Source organism: Dactylosporangium sp. NBC_01737 (assembly GCF_035963215.1).
Classification (GTDB): domain Bacteria; phylum Actinomycetota; class Actinomycetes; order Mycobacteriales; family Micromonosporaceae; genus Dactylosporangium.
The window spans coordinates 9,195,789-9,212,518 of sequence record NZ_CP109153.1 but is presented as its reverse complement, the minus strand read 5'-3'; the positions used below and the strand labels follow the sequence as shown (position 1 = coordinate 9,212,518).

Annotated in this window: 18 protein-coding genes and 2 pseudogenes; 10 read left to right on the top strand and 10 right to left on the bottom strand. The window is 73.7% G+C overall.

Translation table 11 applies throughout. The features are described from left to right. Positions 1 to 25 precede the first annotated feature (25 nt). The 4 genes from OHA72_RS42050 (at position 26) to OHA72_RS42035 (ending at position 3,614) form a co-directional block, all read left to right on the top strand. Complete coding sequence (locus OHA72_RS42050; RefSeq protein ID WP_327001666.1) at positions 26 to 562, top strand: mycothiol transferase; 537 nt, start codon at positions 26 to 28, stop codon at positions 560 to 562. A 130-nt stretch (positions 563 to 692) separates the two neighbouring features. After that, on the top strand, positions 693 to 2,078 hold the full coding sequence (locus tag OHA72_RS42045) for a hypothetical protein (RefSeq protein WP_327001665.1): 1,386 nt from the start codon (positions 693 to 695) through the stop codon (positions 2,076 to 2,078). Positions 2,079 to 2,118: 40 nt separating this feature from the next. Then, positions 2,119 to 2,736: a TetR/AcrR family transcriptional regulator gene (locus OHA72_RS42040; protein WP_327001664.1), complete on the top strand. Its 618-nt coding sequence runs from the start codon at positions 2,119 to 2,121 to the stop codon at positions 2,734 to 2,736. A 32-nt stretch (positions 2,737 to 2,768) separates the two neighbouring features. Next, positions 2,769 to 3,614 carry an alpha/beta fold hydrolase gene (locus OHA72_RS42035; RefSeq protein ID WP_327001663.1) on the top strand — a complete coding sequence of 282 codons (846 nt, stop codon included), beginning with the start codon at positions 2,769 to 2,771 and terminating at the stop codon, positions 3,612 to 3,614. Here the strand turns inward: OHA72_RS42035 and OHA72_RS42030 are convergent. Continuing rightward, positions 3,608 to 4,720: a hypothetical protein gene (locus OHA72_RS42030; protein WP_327001662.1), complete on the bottom strand. Its 1,113-nt coding sequence runs from the start codon at positions 4,718 to 4,720 to the stop codon at positions 3,608 to 3,610. The two genes, OHA72_RS42035 and OHA72_RS42030, sit on opposite strands and share 7 nt — an antisense overlap. Positions 4,721 to 4,847: 127 nt before the next feature. Beyond that, positions 4,848 to 5,360, bottom strand: coding sequence for a TetR family transcriptional regulator (locus OHA72_RS42025; protein WP_327001661.1), 513 nt, complete (start codon positions 5,358 to 5,360; stop codon positions 4,848 to 4,850). Between OHA72_RS42025 and OHA72_RS42020 the strand changes: the two genes are divergently transcribed. From OHA72_RS42020 to OHA72_RS42010, 3 genes are all read left to right on the top strand, one after another. Next, a complete protein-coding gene (locus OHA72_RS42020; protein WP_327001660.1) occupies positions 5,353 to 5,925 on the top strand; it encodes an SDR family NAD(P)-dependent oxidoreductase in 573 nt (190 codons plus the stop codon). The two genes, OHA72_RS42025 and OHA72_RS42020, sit on opposite strands and share 8 nt — an antisense overlap. A 578-nt stretch (positions 5,926 to 6,503) precedes the next feature. Beyond that, entirely contained in the window at positions 6,504 to 7,496 is a 993-nt protein-coding gene (locus OHA72_RS42015; RefSeq protein ID WP_327001659.1) for a maleylpyruvate isomerase family mycothiol-dependent enzyme, read from the top strand. Next, complete coding sequence (locus OHA72_RS42010) at positions 7,489 to 8,061, top strand: RNA polymerase sigma factor (protein WP_327001658.1); 573 nt, start codon at positions 7,489 to 7,491, stop codon at positions 8,059 to 8,061. The genes OHA72_RS42015 and OHA72_RS42010 overlap by 8 nt, the downstream gene beginning before the upstream one ends. On the opposite strand, the gene OHA72_RS42005 is transcribed toward OHA72_RS42010, so the two are convergent. Continuing rightward, complete coding sequence (locus OHA72_RS42005) at positions 8,003 to 10,147, bottom strand: penicillin acylase family protein (protein ID WP_327001657.1); 2,145 nt, start codon at positions 10,145 to 10,147, stop codon at positions 8,003 to 8,005. The genes OHA72_RS42010 and OHA72_RS42005 overlap by 59 nt on opposite strands. Before the next feature lie 287 nt (positions 10,148 to 10,434). Next, positions 10,435 to 10,959: pseudogene (locus OHA72_RS42000) on the bottom strand (penicillin acylase family protein); the annotation flags it as partial. Positions 10,960 to 11,073: 114 nt separating this feature from the next. Between OHA72_RS42000 and OHA72_RS41995 the strand changes: the two are divergent. After that, positions 11,074 to 11,472, top strand: a complete 399-nt coding sequence (locus OHA72_RS41995; protein ID WP_327001656.1) for an MmcQ/YjbR family DNA-binding protein — start codon at positions 11,074 to 11,076, stop codon at positions 11,470 to 11,472. A gap of 7 nt (positions 11,473 to 11,479) precedes the next feature. Here the strand turns inward: OHA72_RS41995 and OHA72_RS41990 are convergent, their stop codons facing one another. Then, positions 11,480 to 11,764: a hypothetical protein gene (locus OHA72_RS41990; RefSeq protein ID WP_327001655.1), complete on the bottom strand. Its 285-nt coding sequence runs from the start codon at positions 11,762 to 11,764 to the stop codon at positions 11,480 to 11,482. Positions 11,765 to 11,831: 67 nt separating this feature from the next. Here OHA72_RS41990 and OHA72_RS41985 point away from each other — a divergent pair, with 67 nt between their 5' ends. After that, positions 11,832 to 12,845, top strand: a complete 1,014-nt coding sequence (locus tag OHA72_RS41985) for a helix-turn-helix transcriptional regulator (RefSeq protein ID WP_327001654.1) — start codon at positions 11,832 to 11,834, stop codon at positions 12,843 to 12,845. A 57-nt stretch (positions 12,846 to 12,902) separates the two neighbouring features. On the opposite strand, the gene OHA72_RS41980 is transcribed toward OHA72_RS41985, so the two are convergent. The 4 genes and pseudogenes from OHA72_RS41980 to OHA72_RS41965 form a co-directional block, all read right to left on the bottom strand. Then, positions 12,903 to 13,148: a hypothetical protein gene (locus OHA72_RS41980; RefSeq protein WP_327011968.1), complete on the bottom strand. Its 246-nt coding sequence runs from the start codon at positions 13,146 to 13,148 to the stop codon at positions 12,903 to 12,905. Positions 13,149 to 13,155: 7 nt separating this feature from the next. Next, a pseudogene (locus tag OHA72_RS41975) lies at positions 13,156 to 13,338 on the bottom strand (4-hydroxy-2-oxovalerate aldolase); the annotation flags it as partial. Then, positions 13,335 to 14,258: an acetaldehyde dehydrogenase (acetylating) gene (locus tag OHA72_RS41970; protein ID WP_327001653.1), complete on the bottom strand. Its 924-nt coding sequence runs from the start codon at positions 14,256 to 14,258 to the stop codon at positions 13,335 to 13,337. The pseudogene OHA72_RS41975 and the gene OHA72_RS41970, both read right to left, overlap by 4 nt. Continuing rightward, positions 14,255 to 15,061, bottom strand: a complete 807-nt coding sequence (locus OHA72_RS41965; protein ID WP_327001652.1) for a 2-keto-4-pentenoate hydratase — start codon at positions 15,059 to 15,061, stop codon at positions 14,255 to 14,257. The genes OHA72_RS41970 and OHA72_RS41965 overlap by 4 nt, the downstream gene beginning before the upstream one ends. A 113-nt stretch (positions 15,062 to 15,174) precedes the next feature. Between OHA72_RS41965 and OHA72_RS41960 the strand changes: the two genes are divergently transcribed. Next, the gene (locus OHA72_RS41960; protein ID WP_327001651.1) at positions 15,175 to 15,630 is read left to right on the top strand and encodes a tellurite resistance TerB family protein; all 456 of its coding nucleotides are present in this window, start codon (positions 15,175 to 15,177) and stop codon (positions 15,628 to 15,630) included. A 1-nt stretch (position 15,631) separates the two neighbouring features. Here OHA72_RS41960 and OHA72_RS41955 read toward each other — a convergent pair whose 3' ends face one another. Next, complete coding sequence (locus tag OHA72_RS41955) at positions 15,632 to 16,675, bottom strand: DUF4331 family protein (protein WP_327001650.1); 1,044 nt, start codon at positions 16,673 to 16,675, stop codon at positions 15,632 to 15,634. Positions 16,676 to 16,730: the final 55 nt, after the last annotated feature.

The following is a 16,730-nucleotide window of genomic DNA, read 5'->3' as shown; positions in this document are numbered from 1 at the left end:
CGGAACCGAGCTTATCGTGACCGCCATGGCCTTCCTGAACGAGCCGTCGGCGACCGCCGGCGAGACCGAGATGCTGCTGTTCGCCCTCGAACGATCCCGTGCCCAGTTCGCCTGGAAGACCGGCGGCCTGGACGCGGCGGGGCTGCGCCGCCCGCAGCCGCCGTCGACGCTGACCCTCGCCGGGCTGCTCAAGCACATGGCACTGGTGGAGGAGCTGTACACGATCGACTACACGGGCGAGGCGCCCGGCCCGCCGCTGGACGCCCCCGAGGCGAGGACCGACTTCGACTGGCAGTGGCGCAGCGCCGCCGACGACACGCCCGAGTACCTCTACGGCCTGTGGCAGGGCGCGGTGGAGCACTCCCGGGCCGCGATGGCGGCGGCGCTCGCCGACGGCGGACTGGACCAGCCGGCCAAGTACCGCCGGGACGACAACGGCGTGGCGCCGAACCTGCGGCGACTCCTGGTGGACCTGCACGACGAGTACGCCCGCCACGTCGGCCACGCCGACCTGCTGCGCGAGGCGGTCGACGGGCTCGTCGGCGAGGACCCGCCGCTGTGACGATCTCTTTGCGGAGCCTTTCGTCTTCGTGAAGAGTTCCCCATGCGCCGTCACATCGGTTGCCGAAAAGGATTTCGGGCGGTTGACTCCTCCCCGGCAACCCCTCGACGCATGGATGTGTGGACCCACCATGGACCCGAACGCGCGGCGCCGCCTGATTGTGGGCGTTTTCGCCGGTACGACGGCCGCCCTCGCACTCGCCGCGACGGTCTACTTCGTGACGGGGGGCGGCGGGGACGATACGACGCCGCAGGCCCGCGCGCAGCAGGCGGGCCTGCCCGCCGACGGTACGTCATCGGGCGTCGCGGGCGTGGGCCCGTCCGGGTCCGCGCCCGCCTCGGCCTCCGCGTCGCCGGCCACCGCCGGGCCGTGCGCCCGGCCCGTCGGTGCCAAGCCGGCCGTGAAGGTCACCGACGTCACCATCGGCGCCCGGGTCACCGGCTACGGCCGCGAGGGCGACACCGACCCGCTGCCGATGGCGATCGCCGCCCGGCCCGACGGCGGCTCGTGGCTGGCGTGGTTGGGCACCGACGGCAAGGTCCACCTCGGCCGGCTCGGCTGCGACGACAAGCTCACCGGTACCCCGACCAGCTTCACCGGCATCGACCTGCAGGACGTGCAGGCGGATGCCGACGGCGGGGTCCTGCTGCTCACCCGCAAGGGCTCCTGCGGCGGCGGCACCCTGTGCGGCGGCTCGTCCAGCCCGTGCAACACCATGCACATGATCCGGTTCGACAACGCCGGGCAGCAGGTGTGGGAGCGGCAGGTGACGAACCTCAGCGGCGGCCGCACCGGCTACGACGACGGCGCCCGGTTCATCTGGTGGTATCAGCACCACGGCCGCCTCGCGTACGACGGCACCAACTACGCGGCGTACTTCGGCGTCGCCATCACGGTGAAGAACGGCGCGTGCGTCGACATCCACGAGGGCGACCGCATGCAGGTCGTCGGGCCCGGCGGCGCGCCGGTCCCCGGCCACGACAGCTTCGAGGTCGGGTGCAGCCACAGCTGGACGACGCGCATCGCCTGGGACCCGCGGGTCAAGCGCTTCGCGATGGTCTGCGCCACCGACAACGCGTGCCGCATCGCGCAGCCGAACCCGTACCGCACCGTCGCCTCCGGTACCTGCGACGGCACCCTGTTCGGCGGCGACCTGGTCCTCGCACAGACCAAGGGGTACTGGACCGCGTGGAGCCAGGGCGGCACGGCCCGCCTCGAGCACTTCACGACCGGCGCCTCCGACACGCGCGTCACCACAGGGGCGAAGACGGCACATCCGCACCTGGTCGCCTACGGCGCCACCCGGATGCTGCTGGCGTGGGAGTCGGGCTCGGCGATGACCGCGCAGGTGTACGACACCGGCGCCGGCAAGACCGTCGGCGGCACGTTCACGATCGACGCGAAGGACCACGCGTACCAGGCGTTCAAGGCCTACGCCGACGGCAGCGTCGCCTACGCCGCGGCCGGCGGCACCGCGACCACGATCCGGATCGCTCGCGTGCTGCCGGCCGCGTGAGCGATCCTCAGCGCGGCCCGCCGCCTGCGATGCTTCAAGGATGGAGACGGACGGCAAGGGGTACCGGCGCTCGGCGGGCTCGGCCCGCGGCGAGGCGCGGCGGCGTGCCCTGCTGGACCTGGTCACCGAGGACCTCGCGGAGCACGGCCTCGTCGACTTCTCGCTGCGGCGGGCCGCCCGGGCCGCGGGCACCACCCACAAGGTCCTGCTGTACTACTTCGACGGCGCCGACGACCTGCTCGTCCAGGCGGTGGACCAGCTGCGCGCCCGGCGCATCGACAACAGCATGGCGGCCGCGGCGCTGCAGCCCGCCCGGGGCACCCTCGCGTCGCGCATCCAGGCGCTGTGGCCGGTCCTGGTCGACCCGCGCTCCGGGCACCGGGTGCTGGAGCAGTCCACGGGCCTGGCGATGTACGACCCCGCCCGGTACTCGAAGTTCGGCCGCGAGGCGACGGAGCAGTACCTGCCGCCGCTGCTGGCCCTGTGCCCGCCGCAATGGTCCGACCGGCGCCGCCGCGAGGTCGCCGAGCTGATCCTCGCCACGCTGCGCGGCCTGCTGCTCAACCGGGTCATCGGCGCCGACCCGGCCTCCGTCGAGGCGGGCCTCACCGCCCTGCTGCGCGCCCTGGAACGCGAGGAGGCCGCCGCCGACGTCTAGGCACAATGTGAACCATGTGGTTCACTTGCCGCATGGCCGGCATCGAACTGTCCGCGGGAACCATCGACCACCAGGACACCGGCGGCACCGGACCCGTCGTGCTGCTGCTGCACGGGCTGCTGATGGACGGCTCCCTCTGGGACGCCGTCCTGCCCGGCCTGGCGGGCCACCGCTGCGTGGTCCCGACCCTGCCACTCGGCGCCCACCGCCACCCCGTCCGGCCCGGCACCGACCTGTCCCTGCCCGGCGTCGCCCGGCTGGTCAACGAGCTCATCGACCGCCTCGACCTGCACGACGTCACCCTCGTCGGCAACGACACCGGCGGCGCGATCGCCCAGCTGATCGCCGCCGACCCGGCCGCGTCCAAGCGCGTCTCCCGCCTGGCCCTGGTCTCCTGCGAAGCGTTCGACAACCTCCCGCCGGGCCTGACCGGCCGCACCCTCGCCCTCACCGCGAAGCTCCCGCCCGCCGCCTTCCGCCTGTTCATGCAGCAGATGCGCCTGCGCCCCATGCGCCGCCTGCCACTCGCCTTCGGCCGCCTGACGAAGCGCGGCGACGCCACCACCGCCCGCTGGATCCGTCCCGTCCTCGACGTGCCGGGCATCGCCGCGGACACGGTCCGGGCCCTGCGCGCCACCTTCGCCGACCGCGCCCTGCTGACCCGCACCGCGCAGGCCCTGCCCACCTTCGACCGCCCCGCCCTGGTGATCTGGGCCGCCGGCGACCGCGTCATGCCACCCGCCCACGGTCATCGCCTGGCCGCACTGCTCCCGCGGGGCCGCCTGGCCGTGGTGCAGGACAGCTACACCCTGATACCGCTGGACCAGCCGTCCCACCTCACCACCCTCCTGCGCGACTTCACCTCCGGGGTTCAGTAGCCGATCGCGGTGGCGGCGACGGCGCGGAGTTCCGTGGCTGTGGGGGATGGCAGGTACAGGTCCGGCAGGGTGCGCGGGGAGTCGCGGCAGAGGATGCCGTACAGGGTGACGGCGTCCAGGTAGACGGCGGTGTCGTTGGGGTGCTTGCCGTCCGGGGTGATGAGGTACGACGCGCCGTGGGCCGCGATGAGCGTCTCGAACGCGTCGCCGATCGGGGCGATCACGTGAGGGGTGCGCAGGGCCGCCGACAGTGCCGCCGACAGGGCCGCGGCGTTGGTGTCGATCGCTGATGTCGCGGCGGCGCGGGTGGGGAACGGGGACGGGTCGACCAGGGCCCAGTTCTTGAACAGCACCACGCGGCCGCCCGGCTTCAGGGCGCGGGCGAAGGTCGGGGCGTACAGGTCGAGCAGGGTGTGCCCGGCCGCGGCCGGGTTGGTGGCGAGCAGGGTGCTGTACTCCTGCAGCACGATGGCGTCGTACCGCCGGGCGCCGCCGAGCGCGGTGGCGACCAGGCCGTCGTCCCAGGTCTGGCGCAGCGTGTAGCCGGAGTGGATGACCTCGGTGACGTTGAGCGTACGGCCGGCGGCGGAGGCCAGGTGGCGCACCAGCGCGGGGGTGTCCTCGCCGCTGCCGTGGTTGACGGTGCCGAGCAGACTGTTGCCGACGAACAGCACGTCCAGGGGCGCGGCGGCGGTGGCGGTCGCGGCGACCGTGAAGCGGACGGACAGCGGGGCGCCGCCGGTGGAGGCCTGGACGGTCAGGGTGTAGGCGTCCGGTGTGCTCGGCAGCGGCCAGAGGTACGGCGCCCGCGCGTCGGTGTGCGTGGTGCGGGTGCCGTGAGCGCCGGTCAGTGTGAACGTGACGCTGCCCGGACGGGCGGCGACATCGGCGCGGAGGGTCAACGGCACGGGGGCGGGGTCGAGCACGGTGTCGTCGGTGAGCGGGGAGAGGCCGAGCAGCGGGCGGCCGGTCGCGGCGTTGACCAGGGAGACGCCGGTGACGGCACGGGTTGCCGCGGCACTGCCCGCCGACACGTCCGGCGCGACCCACAGCAGGACGGCACCCAGCAGCGCGGCGACGGAGCCCAGGCGGCGGCGGTACGACATCTGCGGCGGACTCCAAGAGGCACGGTGACTGCTAGGGCCCGCTCAGGGTCGGCACCGGTGCCCGGCCTGTCAATCGCTGGAACCGGCGGATCGTCCGATCGGCGCGGTGGTCGGACCGGGTGTCGGACTACGATCGTGGGCCGGCGCCGTGCAGCAGGGTGTCGACGATCCGGCTGGCAAGCGTGTCCGGGTCCGCCTCGGGCTCGCCGGTGCCGTCGAACGTGTGGCCGTGGATGGCCTCGCCGATCAGTGCGTAGAACACCCGGCGGGTCCCGTCCAGGTCGGCGTCGGGGGCGAGGACGCCCTGGTCGCGGGCGCGGCCGAGCAGCTCGACGCAGCGCTGGGCCAGCGCCACCTGGTCGGCGAACGCGGCCGAGCCGGGGATGTCCGCCTGCTCCAGGGCGAAGCGCCAGCTGCGCTTGGTCCGCAGCACGTTGGCGGTGGCCTGGTGCAGCGCGACGAGCGGGGGCGCGGTGTCCGGGTGGGCGCTGTCGACGGCGTCGCGCAGCTGGGCGGCGGCGGCCAGGGCGAGCGCGTCGACCAGCGCCTGCCGGTTGGCGAACCGCCGGTGGATCGTCGTGCGGGCCACGCCGGCGGCCTCGGCGACGTGCTCCAGCGACGCGGTCGGCCTGGTGAACAACGCCGGCTTCGGCACGGCCGGGCGGTTCGAGGAGATCCCCGACGGGCGCGACGAGGACCAGCTCATGGTCAACCTGGTGGCACTGGTCGGGCTGACCCGGGCGCTCATGCCGGGCATGCTGGCGCGTGGGCAGGGCGCCGTCATCAACGTCGCGTCGACGGCGGCGTTCCAGCCGTCGCCGTACTTCGCCACGTATGCCGCCGGCAAGACGTTCGTGCTCAACTTCAGCCTGGCGCTGCGCTCGGAGTACCGCGGGCGCGGGGTGAAGGTCGTCGCACTGTGCCCCGGCCCGACCCGCACCGAGTTCTTCGACGTGGTCGGCGAGCGGGCGGCCGTGGGCCGCTTCATGACGGCGGAGGCCGTGGTGCGGGCCGGGCCGCGCGCTCTGGACCGCGACCGCGCCTACGTGGTGCCGGGCCTCGGCAACCAGGTGACGGCGCACCTGGTGCCGCGCCGGCCGCGCCGGATGGTCACCGCGATCGCGAAGCTGGTGGCCCGCTCGGTGCCCGACGCGCCCGCGCCGCCGCAGCCCGTGGGGCGTCGCGCCGCTCAGGCGAGGCCGTAGACGCTGCGACGGCGCGGCGACCAGGCGGCCACGGCGCCCGGGGCGACGGTGAGCATCTGGCCGGCGTTGGCCGGCAGCGCCCAGCGGCAGCGTGACCGACCCGGCCTGCTGCCCGCCCGGCAGGGTGAACGCGTCCAGCCGCAGATTGTCGCGGTCGGCCACGCACGGCCGCAGGTAGGCGCCGGGTGCCAGGATGCCCTGGGTGCACGAGGTCGCGGAGGCCGGCTCGGGAAGGTCCGCGCCGCCACTGAGGTCGCGCAGCACGAGCACCACGCCCGCGCCCGCCGCGGCGCCCCGGGCGGCCCGCTGGTGAGGTCGGCGACGGCGGCCGGCACCGCCCAGATCCCCACGAGGACCGCGCACCCGGCCAGCGCGAGCAGCACACCCCGCGGGCGCGCCGAATCACGGCGCCCATTGAACAGCACGCATGCATGAGGACGGTAAATGTGACCTGGGTCACTGCGCCAGTCCGGCCGGCTTGATCGGGCGAACACCCTCTGCGAGCGCGCCCGGACGTCGACACATCGACGCATACCCTTGAGCTGGTCCGCGGCGTGCCTTCAGTCTGGAGGTACCGGATGACGCCTGAGGTCCATCCCGTAGACCTGCTCGGCGCGTACGTCATGGATGCGTGCTCCGATGAGGACAGGGCGGCGGTGGCCGGGCACGTGGCGCACTGCACCGGATGCGCCGCGGAGACCGACCGCCTGCGCACCGCCGCCGAGTGGGTGGGGGAGATCGCCGAGCGGCGGCCACCGCGGGAGCTGCGGGCCAGGGCGCTGGCGGCGGCCCGTGCGGCCAGGCCGCCGTGCGACGCCGAGATCGAGGGGCTGCTCGCCCCGTACGTCGCCCAGGTCGCCGCGTTCGACCGGCTGCTCGGCGGGCTGGCCGCCCCGCTGTGGCTGCGGCCGGTCGGGCCGCACGCCACAGTGCGCGCGCTGGTGACGCACCTGCGGGCCAACGACACCATGGTCGCCGCCGCGACGGGCGCCGGCGACGGCATCGTGCGGCGCGGCCGGCCCGAAGGGTCCACAGTGGACGTGCGGCGGCAGTGGCGGTCGCAGGCCGACGAGCTGGTGCGCACCGTTGCCGCGGTGCGGGCACCCGCCCTGGACCGGCCCGCTCCGCTGGCGGGACGGGTACCGATGCGAAGGCCGCTGCGGGAGGTGCTGACGCAGCGGGCGTTCGAGACGTGGATCCACGCCGACGACGTCAGGAGCCTGCTGGCACTGCCGCCGGAGCCCCCGCCGCCGCGGCAGCTGCGCAACATCGCGGACTTCGCGCTGCGGCTGCTGCCGGGGGCGATGGATGCGGCCGGCCGGGGCAGGCCGCATCAGGTGATCCGCCTGACGCTGACCGGCCCGGGCGGCGGCGAGCGCCTCGTCGCGCTGTCCGCGGCGACGCCCACCACGGGCAGCACCGTCGTGGGCGAGGTGGCACTGGCCGCCGAGCTGTTCTGCCGGCTCGTCGCGGGCAGGGCCACGCACGACATGGCGGGCGTGGCCGTCGGCGGTGACGCCACTGCCGCCGCCGACTTCCTGGGTGTCGCCGCGACGATGGGGTGTGACTGACGTGTGGGACTCACCGGAGGACGACGATCTGCGCATCCGTGACGCGCTGATGGCCGGGCGTGAGAGCGCCCTCGCCGAGGCGTACGACACGCACGCCGGCGCCGTGTACGGGCTGGCACTGCACATCACCAGGGATTCCGGCACCGCTGAGGACATCGTGCAGGAGGTCTTCGCCGACCTGTGGCAGCGCCCGGAACGCTTCGACGCGTCCCGGTCCCGGCTGCGCGGCTGGCTGTGCATGATCGGCCGCCGGCGGGCCATCGACTGGCTGCGCCGGCAGCGCACCCGCGAGCAGTACCGCCACGCCGTCGCCGAACCCGACATCGTCCTGCCCTACGTGGAGGACGCGGTGATGACGTCGCTGGCGCACAAGCAGGTCCGCAAGGCCGTCAACGACCTGCCGGACAGCCACCGGCGGGCGGTGCTGCTCGCCTACTACCAGGGCATGACCTACCGCGAGGTCGGCGAGGCGCTCGGCATCCCCGAGGGCACCGCCAAGTACCGCCTCAGCAGCGCCCTGCGCCGCATCGCGGTCCAGCTCGCCGACCACGTCGAAGGCCGCTGACACGAACAGGGGACCCCGGTGGATCCGGGGTCCCCTGTCGCCGGTGGACTACGAGCGGCGCCCCGGGGACGAACGTCGTCACCGAGGCGGTCCCGGCGGCCAGGTCCGCCGGGTGCAGCCGCAGCCGGTAGGTGTCGTTGGTCAGCCACCCGCGCAGCAGGTCGACCTTCGCCGGCTCGCCGAGGGTCTCACTGATCGGCCCTGCCAGGGACGACTCCGCCCGCATGCCCAGCGCCGACGGCTGCGCCACGAACCGCCGGGCCGGCCCGAACCGGAACAGGAACCCGTCGGCGGTGTTGCCGCGCGTGCTGTGGTTGGCGACGTCCACGGTGTACATGCCACCGTCGACCGGGATGCCGGACAGCCCCGGCAGCGGCGTGCCGAACGGGTTGCCGGCCGACGGCACGCTGAACGGGGCGCCGATCGGCGAGGTCAGCGTCGCCCGGTGCAGCTTGCCCCATCGGTACGCGCGCTGGTCCGTCGAACGGCCGAACGCCGGCGCGAACGCGTCACCCGCGAGCAGGTCCAGCGCTTCGGCCACGCCGCGCAGCAGCAGCACGTCCCGGCGGTCCGCGGCGTCGGCGACGCCGGGCACGGCGAAGAAGTCGATCCCGGACCGCCCGACCCCGCGCCGGGCGTCGAAGTCGACGAGCAGCTGCCTGATCGCCTTGAGCGAGTCGCGGTCGCCGGGTACCGGCACCGGAAACGTCAGGTGCGCGTCGATGACACCGCGGATGTACTGGCCGCGCCACACCGCGTACAGCGTGGCCCCGACGCTCTCCTCGATCTCCCGCTGCGACGGCGCGCCCAGCCTGCCGTCACGGTCGGCGGCGTCGTACCCCTCGGGGATGCCGGTGGGCGTCGTGTGCTGCCACCGGGCGAACCGGCCGACCGCTTCGACGACCCGCGGGTCGTTGCCGAGCGCCGCCAGCTGGGGTGTGCCGCTGCGCCGGGCGCGGTCCAGCGCGGCGACGAGGTACGGGGTGAAGAACTGCGCGTCGAGCAGGGTCACGTCGGCCTGCTGGTCCCGCACGTCGCCAATGGTGATCCGGCCGCGGGCGGTCGCCGCGCGCAGCAGGTCCGTGACGCGGCCGGCACGGGCACCGTCGTAGACCACGCCGAGGTAGAAGATGCCGCCGCCGCGCCGGAACTGGTTGAGCAGGTCGTTGTCGAGGGTGTTGCCGGCCGGGTCGTTGTTCGCGGTCACGACGTAGCCGGCGGCCGGGTCGACGACCTGCGGCATCTCGTCGAACGGCAGGATCTCGAACGCGACGGCCTGGTCCTTGGGCTGCTGGCGCACCGGCAGCCACTCGTTGCCGCCGGTGCCGTCGCGCAGCTGGAACGGCGGGTTGCCGCGCACCGCGCCCGCCTGCAGGTCCTCGCGCAGCGGCAGCTCGCCGCTGGTGAAGTACGCGATGTGGCCGTCGACGTCGGCGTAGGTGAAGTTCTGCGAGCCGACGTCGAAGAACTGCAGCGCGGCGCGGAAGTCATCGACGCTGCGGGCGAGGTCGATGCGGTGGAACGCGTCGAGCTCCCGCGTCGGCGAGAACCCGGTGTACTGCACCGACAGCGCGGTCCCGGCGGCCATGTCCATCGACAGCAGCGGGCCGTTGTTGCGCCGCGGCACCACGAACGTCTTCGCGGGGATCGCGCCGCCCGGCGGGACGACGTCGACCGCGTCGGAGCGGCCCGCAGCGCGGCTGTTGACGCGGAACGTCTCGTCGACCGCCTGCACGTGTTCGAGGCGGCCCTGGTACACAGTGGACAGACCGCTGGGGGAGCCGGCGTCGCGCTGGATCCGCTCGACGAACGTGTCCGTCACGTCCAGCGGGTTCATCGTGGCGCCCCACGCGACGGTCCGGTTCTCGCCGAGGATCACGTACGGGCTGCCGGGGAAGCCGTCGCCCTGGGTGTCGAACCCGCCGCCGCTGAGCGCGACCGGGTACGCCACCGACGGCGACTCGAGGGCCAGGTGCGGGTCGCTGGCCAGGATCGGCCTGCCGGTCGCGGTGTGCCGCCCGGCGATGACCCACGAGTTGGAGCCGTGGTCGACCTCGCGGTTGAGCGCGTCGGCGATGGCCGGCACCTGCCCGGCCAGCCGCTGATAGTCCGCGGCGAGCCGCAGCGCGGCCTCGGGAACCTCGGCGCCGCCGCCGCCACCGCCGCCACCGCCGGCCGCCGCCGGCGCGGTGGTCGAGGGTCGGCCGCTGGCCGCCCGGTGGCGTCGGGCACCGCCGCCGCCGGCGAGAACGGCTGGAACCGGAACAGGTCCTGCGACACCGCGGCAACGCCGTCGAAACCGGCCTGCGCGCCCGCCGCGCGGTACGCCTGCGCGGTGAGCGTCCGATCGATGTCCAGGTCGAAGGACAACCCGAACGCGATCAGTTTGATGACGACCAGGCTGTCCACCGGTGTCCACGGCGCCACCCTGCTCAGCTGCAGCGCGGCGTACTGCGGCGGTGGCGCGTGCCGGGCGGCGAACGCGTTGACGCCGTCCGCGTACGCCTGCAGCGTGGCCCGCACCTCCGGCGACTGCGCGGGCAGGCTGCGCTCCGCCGCCCGCCGCAGCCCGATGGTGCGCATCTGCACGTCGCCGGCCAGGGCGCCGGTGCCGAGCAGCTCGGCGAGCGTCCCGGAGCCCTGGCGGCGGCTCACGTCCATCTGGAACAGGCGGTCGTCCGCGTGCACCCAGCCTTGCAGGAAGAACAGGTCGTGCTGGTTGGTCGCCCGGATGTGGGCGACGCCCTCGACGTCACGGACCACCGAGGCGGGTCCGCGCAGACCGGGTACCTCGACCCGGCCCGCGACGTCCGCATGCCCGGCGGTGACCGGTAGGACGACGAATGCTCCGGCGGCGACGATGCCGGCCGTGAGCAGGGCGACGCGCGATTGGCGCATCAGGTGCTCCTCACCGTTGGGAAGCAGGTAACGGCCGGGGTCGGTGTTGACCCCGGTCGATAGCTGATTCGGTCAGGTGCGGTCGCTGGATGGAGGGTGGCTATGGTCTTCGGTGTGGCGCATCCCATCATGTTCGACGACGCCGACCCCGTCCTCGGCCGGCTGCGGGCGCTCGCCCTTGCCTTCCCGGACGCCGCGGAGAAGATCTCCCACGGGCATCCGGCGTTCTACACGACCAAGGTCTTCGCCTACTACGGCGGCTCCGTGAAGGTCGACGGCGTCTACCGGCAGCATGAGCACTCGGTGGTCGTGCTGGTCGACCCGGCCGAGCGCGAGGCGCTGCTGGAGGACACCCGCAGCTACGTCCCGGCATACCTGGGGCCGGCCGGCTGGATCGGCGTGGACCTCACCGGCGACACCGACTGGGCCGAGATCGGCGAGCTGCTGGACGCCAGCTACCGGCGCACGGCCGGCCGCCGCCGGGTCGCGGCCCTGGACGCCCGGCCGTCCTGACACCGGCTCAGGTGTCGTCGGTCTCGAAGATCCTGGTGCTCTGGGAGCCCACGAGCGCGGGTGACCGCTGCGGGTCGGCCCACACGGTCGTGCGCAGGAACCGCTCGAACGCCGCGGCGGCCTCCGCCGTCGGGAAGTCCAGGTCGACCGCGACGTAGTGCTCGTCGTCGATCGGTCGCATGACACGGTGGCGCAGCACGCCCGCCGTGTCGCGGGCCTCGGCGAAGCTGTCGAACGCGCGGCGCCACAGCGTGAAGTCCACGATCGGGTGTTCGATACGTAAGGTCGGCATGGCACCGACGCTAACGACCGCCGGGCGCGTCGCGTATCCCAGGAATCTGGGGTCCTATGGTGGTCCGGTGACGTTCGCAGCGGCGGCCGAGCGGGTGCGGCGCATCGGCGCCGCGGCGGCCGGCTCGCGCACGCTGCGGGCTCAGGCCCTGACCGGGATCGGCCGGGTCGTGCCGTTCGACGCGTACGTGTGGGCGCTGACGGACCCGGAGACGTCCGTCGGGACGGATCCCCTGGCAGCGGTGCCACCGGCGCTGATGCCCGCCCTTCCCCGGCTGATCCGGCTCAAGTACCTCACCCCGGCCAACCGGTGGACGTCGCTGACCGCCGCCGCCCGGCTCACCGAGCCCGGCGACAGCCTGCTGTGGCGGGAGCTGCTCGGCGCCCACGGCGTCACCGACGTCGCCTCGGCGGTGTTCCGTGACCGGCACGGCTGCTGGGGCTTCCTGGACCTGTGGCGGACCGGCGGGGTCTTCACCGCACCGGAGCTGGCGTTCCTCGACGACGTCACCGGGTCGCTGACCGGCGACCTGCGCCGCTGCCAGGCGGCCACCTTCACGGCCACCGGCGGGTCCGGGTCGCCGGGTCCGGTCGTGCTGCTGCTCTCCCCGGACATGGAGGTCGTCGAGCAGACGCCGCAGACCCGTGAGCACCTGATGCGGCTGCTGCCGGCCGACGCCGGCGCGGAGCCCGTCCCGGCCGCCGTCTACAACGTCGCGGCGCAGCTGGTGGCGGCCGAGGCCGGCGTCGACCCGCAGCCGCCGTCCGCCCGGGTGCACCTCGCCGCCGGGCGGTGGCTCACGCTGCGCGCCGCCCGGCTCGGCGCCGCCGGCCGGATCGCGGTCACCATCGAGGAGGCGTCACCGGCGCAGCGCTCGGCGGTGTTCGCCCGCGCGTTCGGCCTCACCCCGCGGGAGACGGAGCTGCTCAGCCACCTGATCGCGGGCGCCGACACCCGAGCCGTCGCCGCCGACATGTTCCTGAGCCCCAACACGGTCCAGGACCACCTCAAGTCGGTGTTCGCCAAAACCGGCACCCGAAACCGGCGCACCCTGCTTTCGCGCGCCCTCGGCACCGCCTGACCCCTCCCGGCGTGCCCGCGCGACGCACGTGGTCACTGCCGGCGCACGTGCGTGGGCCTACCCCGTCGACGCGTGCGATGCATGCCCGCGGCGGGCGACGAGGTGCCGGGCACTCGGCCGGTGGTGCCATTCGCCGGCGGGGGAGCGGCGCAGGAACTGCGCCCGTAGCCGGTCGGCGAACGCGTCACCCCGGGCCGTGACCAGCGGGCGCATCGGCCCGGCGCGAGTGTGGGCGGCGAAGAACGCCGCCGCGTCCGGGTGGGACATCGGGTGTGACGGCCGGTCGTCGCGTTCGACGACCATGCCCGCCGCTGCCCGGCCCGTAGGTCAGCGACCCGCCGGCCAGGCCGTCGCCGTGTGCGACCTCGATGCCGTCGACGCCGGCCGCGTCCAGCACGGCGACGATCCGCCGTACGTCTGCGGGGGCGATCCCGTGCCGCACCGCGTGCATGCCGTCGCGCAGGGTGACGTCCTGGATGAACAACCTGGTCAAAGCACTGCCTCCAGGGCCGCGATCCGCTCGGCGACGCGCAGGGCGGCCGAGGTCATGATGTCGAGGTTCCCGGCGTACGCCGGCAGGTGGTGCGCGGCGCCCTCGACCTCGAGGAACACCGTCACCTGATGCGTCGCGTTCCCGGCCGCGAGGGTGTGCACCGGCTGCCCGTCCAGGGGCGTGATCTGCGCCCGCTGCTTCAGCCGGTACCCCGGCACGTAGGCGGCGACCGTCGCGACCATCGCCTGTACGGACGCGCGGATGGCGTCGTGGACGGCGGGAGCCGGGTCGTCGATGAGCGCCAGGACGGTGTCGCGCATGATGAGCGGCGGCTCGGCCGGGTTGAGCGCGATGACGGCCTTGCCGCGGCCGGCGCCGCCGACCGCCTCGATCGCGTGCGCCGTGGTCTCGGTGAACTCGTCGATGTTGGCGCGCGTGCCCGGGCCCGCGGAGCGCGACGCGATCGACGCGACGATCTCCGCATACGGCACCGGCGTCACCCGCGAGATCGCCGCCACGATCGGGATGGTGGCCTGACCGCCGCAGGTGACCATGTTGACGTCCGGCGCGCCGAGATGCTGTTCCAGGTTTACGGCCGGCACGACGTACGGTCCGACCGCGGCCGGGGTCAGGTCGATCATCCTCGGGCCGTGCGGGGCCAGGCGCGCCGCGTTGGCCCGGTGCGCGGCGGCCGAGGTCGCGTCGAACACGATCCGGATCTCGCCGAACCCTGGCAGCGCGATCAGGCCGTCGACGCCGTCGGCGACGGTCGCGACGCCGAGCCGGGCGGCGCGGGCCAGCCCGTCGGGGGCCGGGCCGATGCCGACCATCGCCGCCATCTCCAGGGACTTCGACAGGCGCAGCACCTTGATCATCAGGTCGGTGCCGATGTTGCCGGAGCCGATCACGGCGACCTTCATGCGGGTCGCCCGAATCGTGCGGTGACGGTGCCGAGGCCGGACAGCGTCGCGGTGACCTGCATGCCGGGTGTGACGGGCACCATCGGGCCGAGGGCGCCGGACAGGACCACCTGGCCGGCGCGCAGCGGGTCGCCGAGGTCACGGGCGGCGCGGGCCAGCCACGCGAGGGCCTTGAGGGGGTCACCGAGGCAGGCGGCGCCGGTGCCGCGGGACACCACGGCACCGTCGGTGGACAGCTCCATGACGGTTCCGGCCGGTTCGAACCCGTCGAGGGTGGTGTGGCGCGAGCCGAGCACGAACATCCCGCTTGAGGCGTTGTCGGCGACGGTGTCCGCGATGGTGATGTCCCACCCGGCGATCCGGCTGTCGACGATCTCCAGCGCGGCCACGGCGTGGGCGACGGCGGCGCGGACCCGTGCGTCGCTCAGGTCACCTTCTTCGAGGTCCTCCCCGAGGATGAATGCGACCTCGGCCTCGATCTTCGGCTGCAGCAGGCGGTCGAACGGGATCTCGGCGGCGCCGCTGACGTCCATGTCGTCGAAGAGGGCGCCGAAGTCCGGCCGGTCCACGCCGAGCTGCCGCTGCACCGCCGCCGACGTGAGCCCGACCTTGTGGCCGACGAGCCGGGCGCCGGCGTCGAGGCGTCCGCGGGTGAGGCGGCGCTGCACGGCGTACGCGGCGGCGACGTCACCCGCGCCGATCAGGTCACGCACCGGCGGGCACGGCCGGCGTTCCCGGGCCGCGTCGAGCAGCCGCGCCGCGGCGCGGTGTGTTGCCGTTGCCGTGGCGGGCAGGGAGGTCATGTCCACACGATGCCCGCACGCCCGGACCCGGGCCAGAGCACAGTCCCGCTCAGCGGAACACCTCGCGGCGGGTACGGTTGCCTCGGGGGCTTCAACACTTTGGGGGAAGCAGCATGGGATTCTTCGACCAGCTCCGCAGCCGCACCACTGAGATGAGCGGCCAGCTCAAGACCAGGGCCGGACAGTTCAAGAGCAAGGAGTTCGCCAACGCGAGCATGGCGATGTGCGCGCTCATCGCCGCCGCCGACGGCAACATCGACCCGCTCGAGCGGCAGCGGACCGAGGGCGTGATCACCAGCAACGACATCCTGGCGATCTTCCCGCCGGACGAGCTGCGGCAGAAGTTCGCCTTCTACGCCGACCGGCTGACCCGCGACTTCGAGTTCGGCAAGGTCGAGGCGATCGCCACGATCGCCAAGCTCAAGTCGAAGCCGGACCACGCCCGGGCCGTGATCCAGATCGGTATCATCATCGGCGGCGCCGACGGCAACTTCGACGACTACGAGAAGAAGGCCGTCAGGGAGGCGTGCTTCGCCGTCGGCATCGCACCGGCGGAGTTCGACCTCTGAGTCAGCGGGCCTCGGGCACGTAGGGGAACCGTGTCCTCGGCCTGCTGGTCACCGAGTCCTTGGACAGGCCGATGGTGAAGGCCGTGTTGGTCGCCAGGGAGAACATGACGTCCGGGGCGTTGTCGGTCAGGGCGCGCCCGTTGAAGCCGTTGAAGCCGTACACGGCGGCGGTACCCACCGTGTACGGCAGGATGTCGGGCAGCAGCCTCGCCGCGACGGCGGCGCCGTACGCACCGGGGTCCTCCGCGGTGCCGTAGGCGGCCACGACCGACGCGACCGCCTCCGCGAGGAGCTTGCCGTGGCTGGCGGCGTCCTCGGTGGGGACGGTGAGGTTCAGTTGATCACCCAGCGTCTCATGATACTGGGTGAACAGCGCGTGGATCATCGGGTGGCCGGCCCGGTTGACCTGGCGCCAGCCACCCGCGTCGGTGGCGAGGTTGGTCCGCGCCCAGACGTTGATGTCCCTGCCGAAGGCCGCCGCCAGCAACTGCCGGTCGGGCACCTCCAGGACGACGGCGTACACCGTGTGCCCGGCGAACAGGTTGCTCGCCCGCGCCGGATCCCAGCCCGCCAGGTCGGCCCGCGTGCCGTCGGTCAGCGCGTGGCCGACGGCGTGCAGCACGTCGGGCTCGATCCAGAACGGATCGCCGGCCCGCCCCACCCACAGCCGCAGGCCGTCCGGCCCGTCAACGGTCCCGCCGGTGCGCCCCTCCGCCAGCAGCGTCCCGCCGGCGCCGGGATCGGCGGCATCGGTCCCGGTGAGCCGGTGCAGCCGCAATGCCTGGCCGCCGTCCGCGTCGAGCTCGCCGAAGGTGAACCGGAACGTGAGATCCTCCAGGGCGTCGCCGTCGGTGTCGACCTTGAACTCGTACTGCGCGTCGGGGTGGAAGCCCGCGGGCACCTGGTGCCCGGTGACCTCAGTGGCGATCGAGTGGTTGACGTTCATGACGAACGCGGTGCCGTGCTCGCCGCGGAACACGAACAGGTCACTGATGTCCAGCCGCACGTCCTTGCGGGCGGCGGGGGAGTCAAGATGATGCGACATCGGGTCATCTCCTTCTGTGCGTCCAGCCGACCGCATCTGCCCGCTGCCGCGACGT

Coding starts and splice junctions, on each gene's coding strand:
- OHA72_RS42050 (WP_327001666.1), top strand. CDS start 26: ATGGCCTTCCTGAACGAGCCGTCGGCGACCGCCGGCGAGACCGAGATG.
- OHA72_RS42045 (WP_327001665.1), top strand. CDS start 693: ATGGACCCGAACGCGCGGCGCCGCCTGATTGTGGGCGTTTTCGCCGGT.
- OHA72_RS42040 (WP_327001664.1), top strand. CDS start 2,119: ATGGAGACGGACGGCAAGGGGTACCGGCGCTCGGCGGGCTCGGCCCGC.
- OHA72_RS42035 (WP_327001663.1), top strand. CDS start 2,769: ATGGCCGGCATCGAACTGTCCGCGGGAACCATCGACCACCAGGACACC.
- OHA72_RS42030 (WP_327001662.1), bottom strand. CDS start 4,720: ATGTCGTACCGCCGCCGCCTGGGCTCCGTCGCCGCGCTGCTGGGTGCC.
- OHA72_RS42015 (WP_327001659.1), top strand. CDS start 6,504: ATGACGCCTGAGGTCCATCCCGTAGACCTGCTCGGCGCGTACGTCATG.
- OHA72_RS41990 (WP_327001655.1), bottom strand. CDS start 11,764: ATGCCGACCTTACGTATCGAACACCCGATCGTGGACTTCACGCTGTGG.
- OHA72_RS41980 (WP_327011968.1), bottom strand. CDS start 13,148: ATGGTCGTCGAACGCGACGACCGGCCGTCACACCCGATGTCCCACCCG.
- OHA72_RS41970 (WP_327001653.1), bottom strand. CDS start 14,258: ATGAAGGTCGCCGTGATCGGCTCCGGCAACATCGGCACCGACCTGATG.
- OHA72_RS41965 (WP_327001652.1), bottom strand. CDS start 15,061: ATGACCTCCCTGCCCGCCACGGCAACGGCAACACACCGCGCCGCGGCG.
- OHA72_RS41960 (WP_327001651.1), top strand. CDS start 15,175: ATGGGATTCTTCGACCAGCTCCGCAGCCGCACCACTGAGATGAGCGGC.
- OHA72_RS41955 (WP_327001650.1), bottom strand. CDS start 16,675: ATGTCGCATCATCTTGACTCCCCCGCCGCCCGCAAGGACGTGCGGCTG.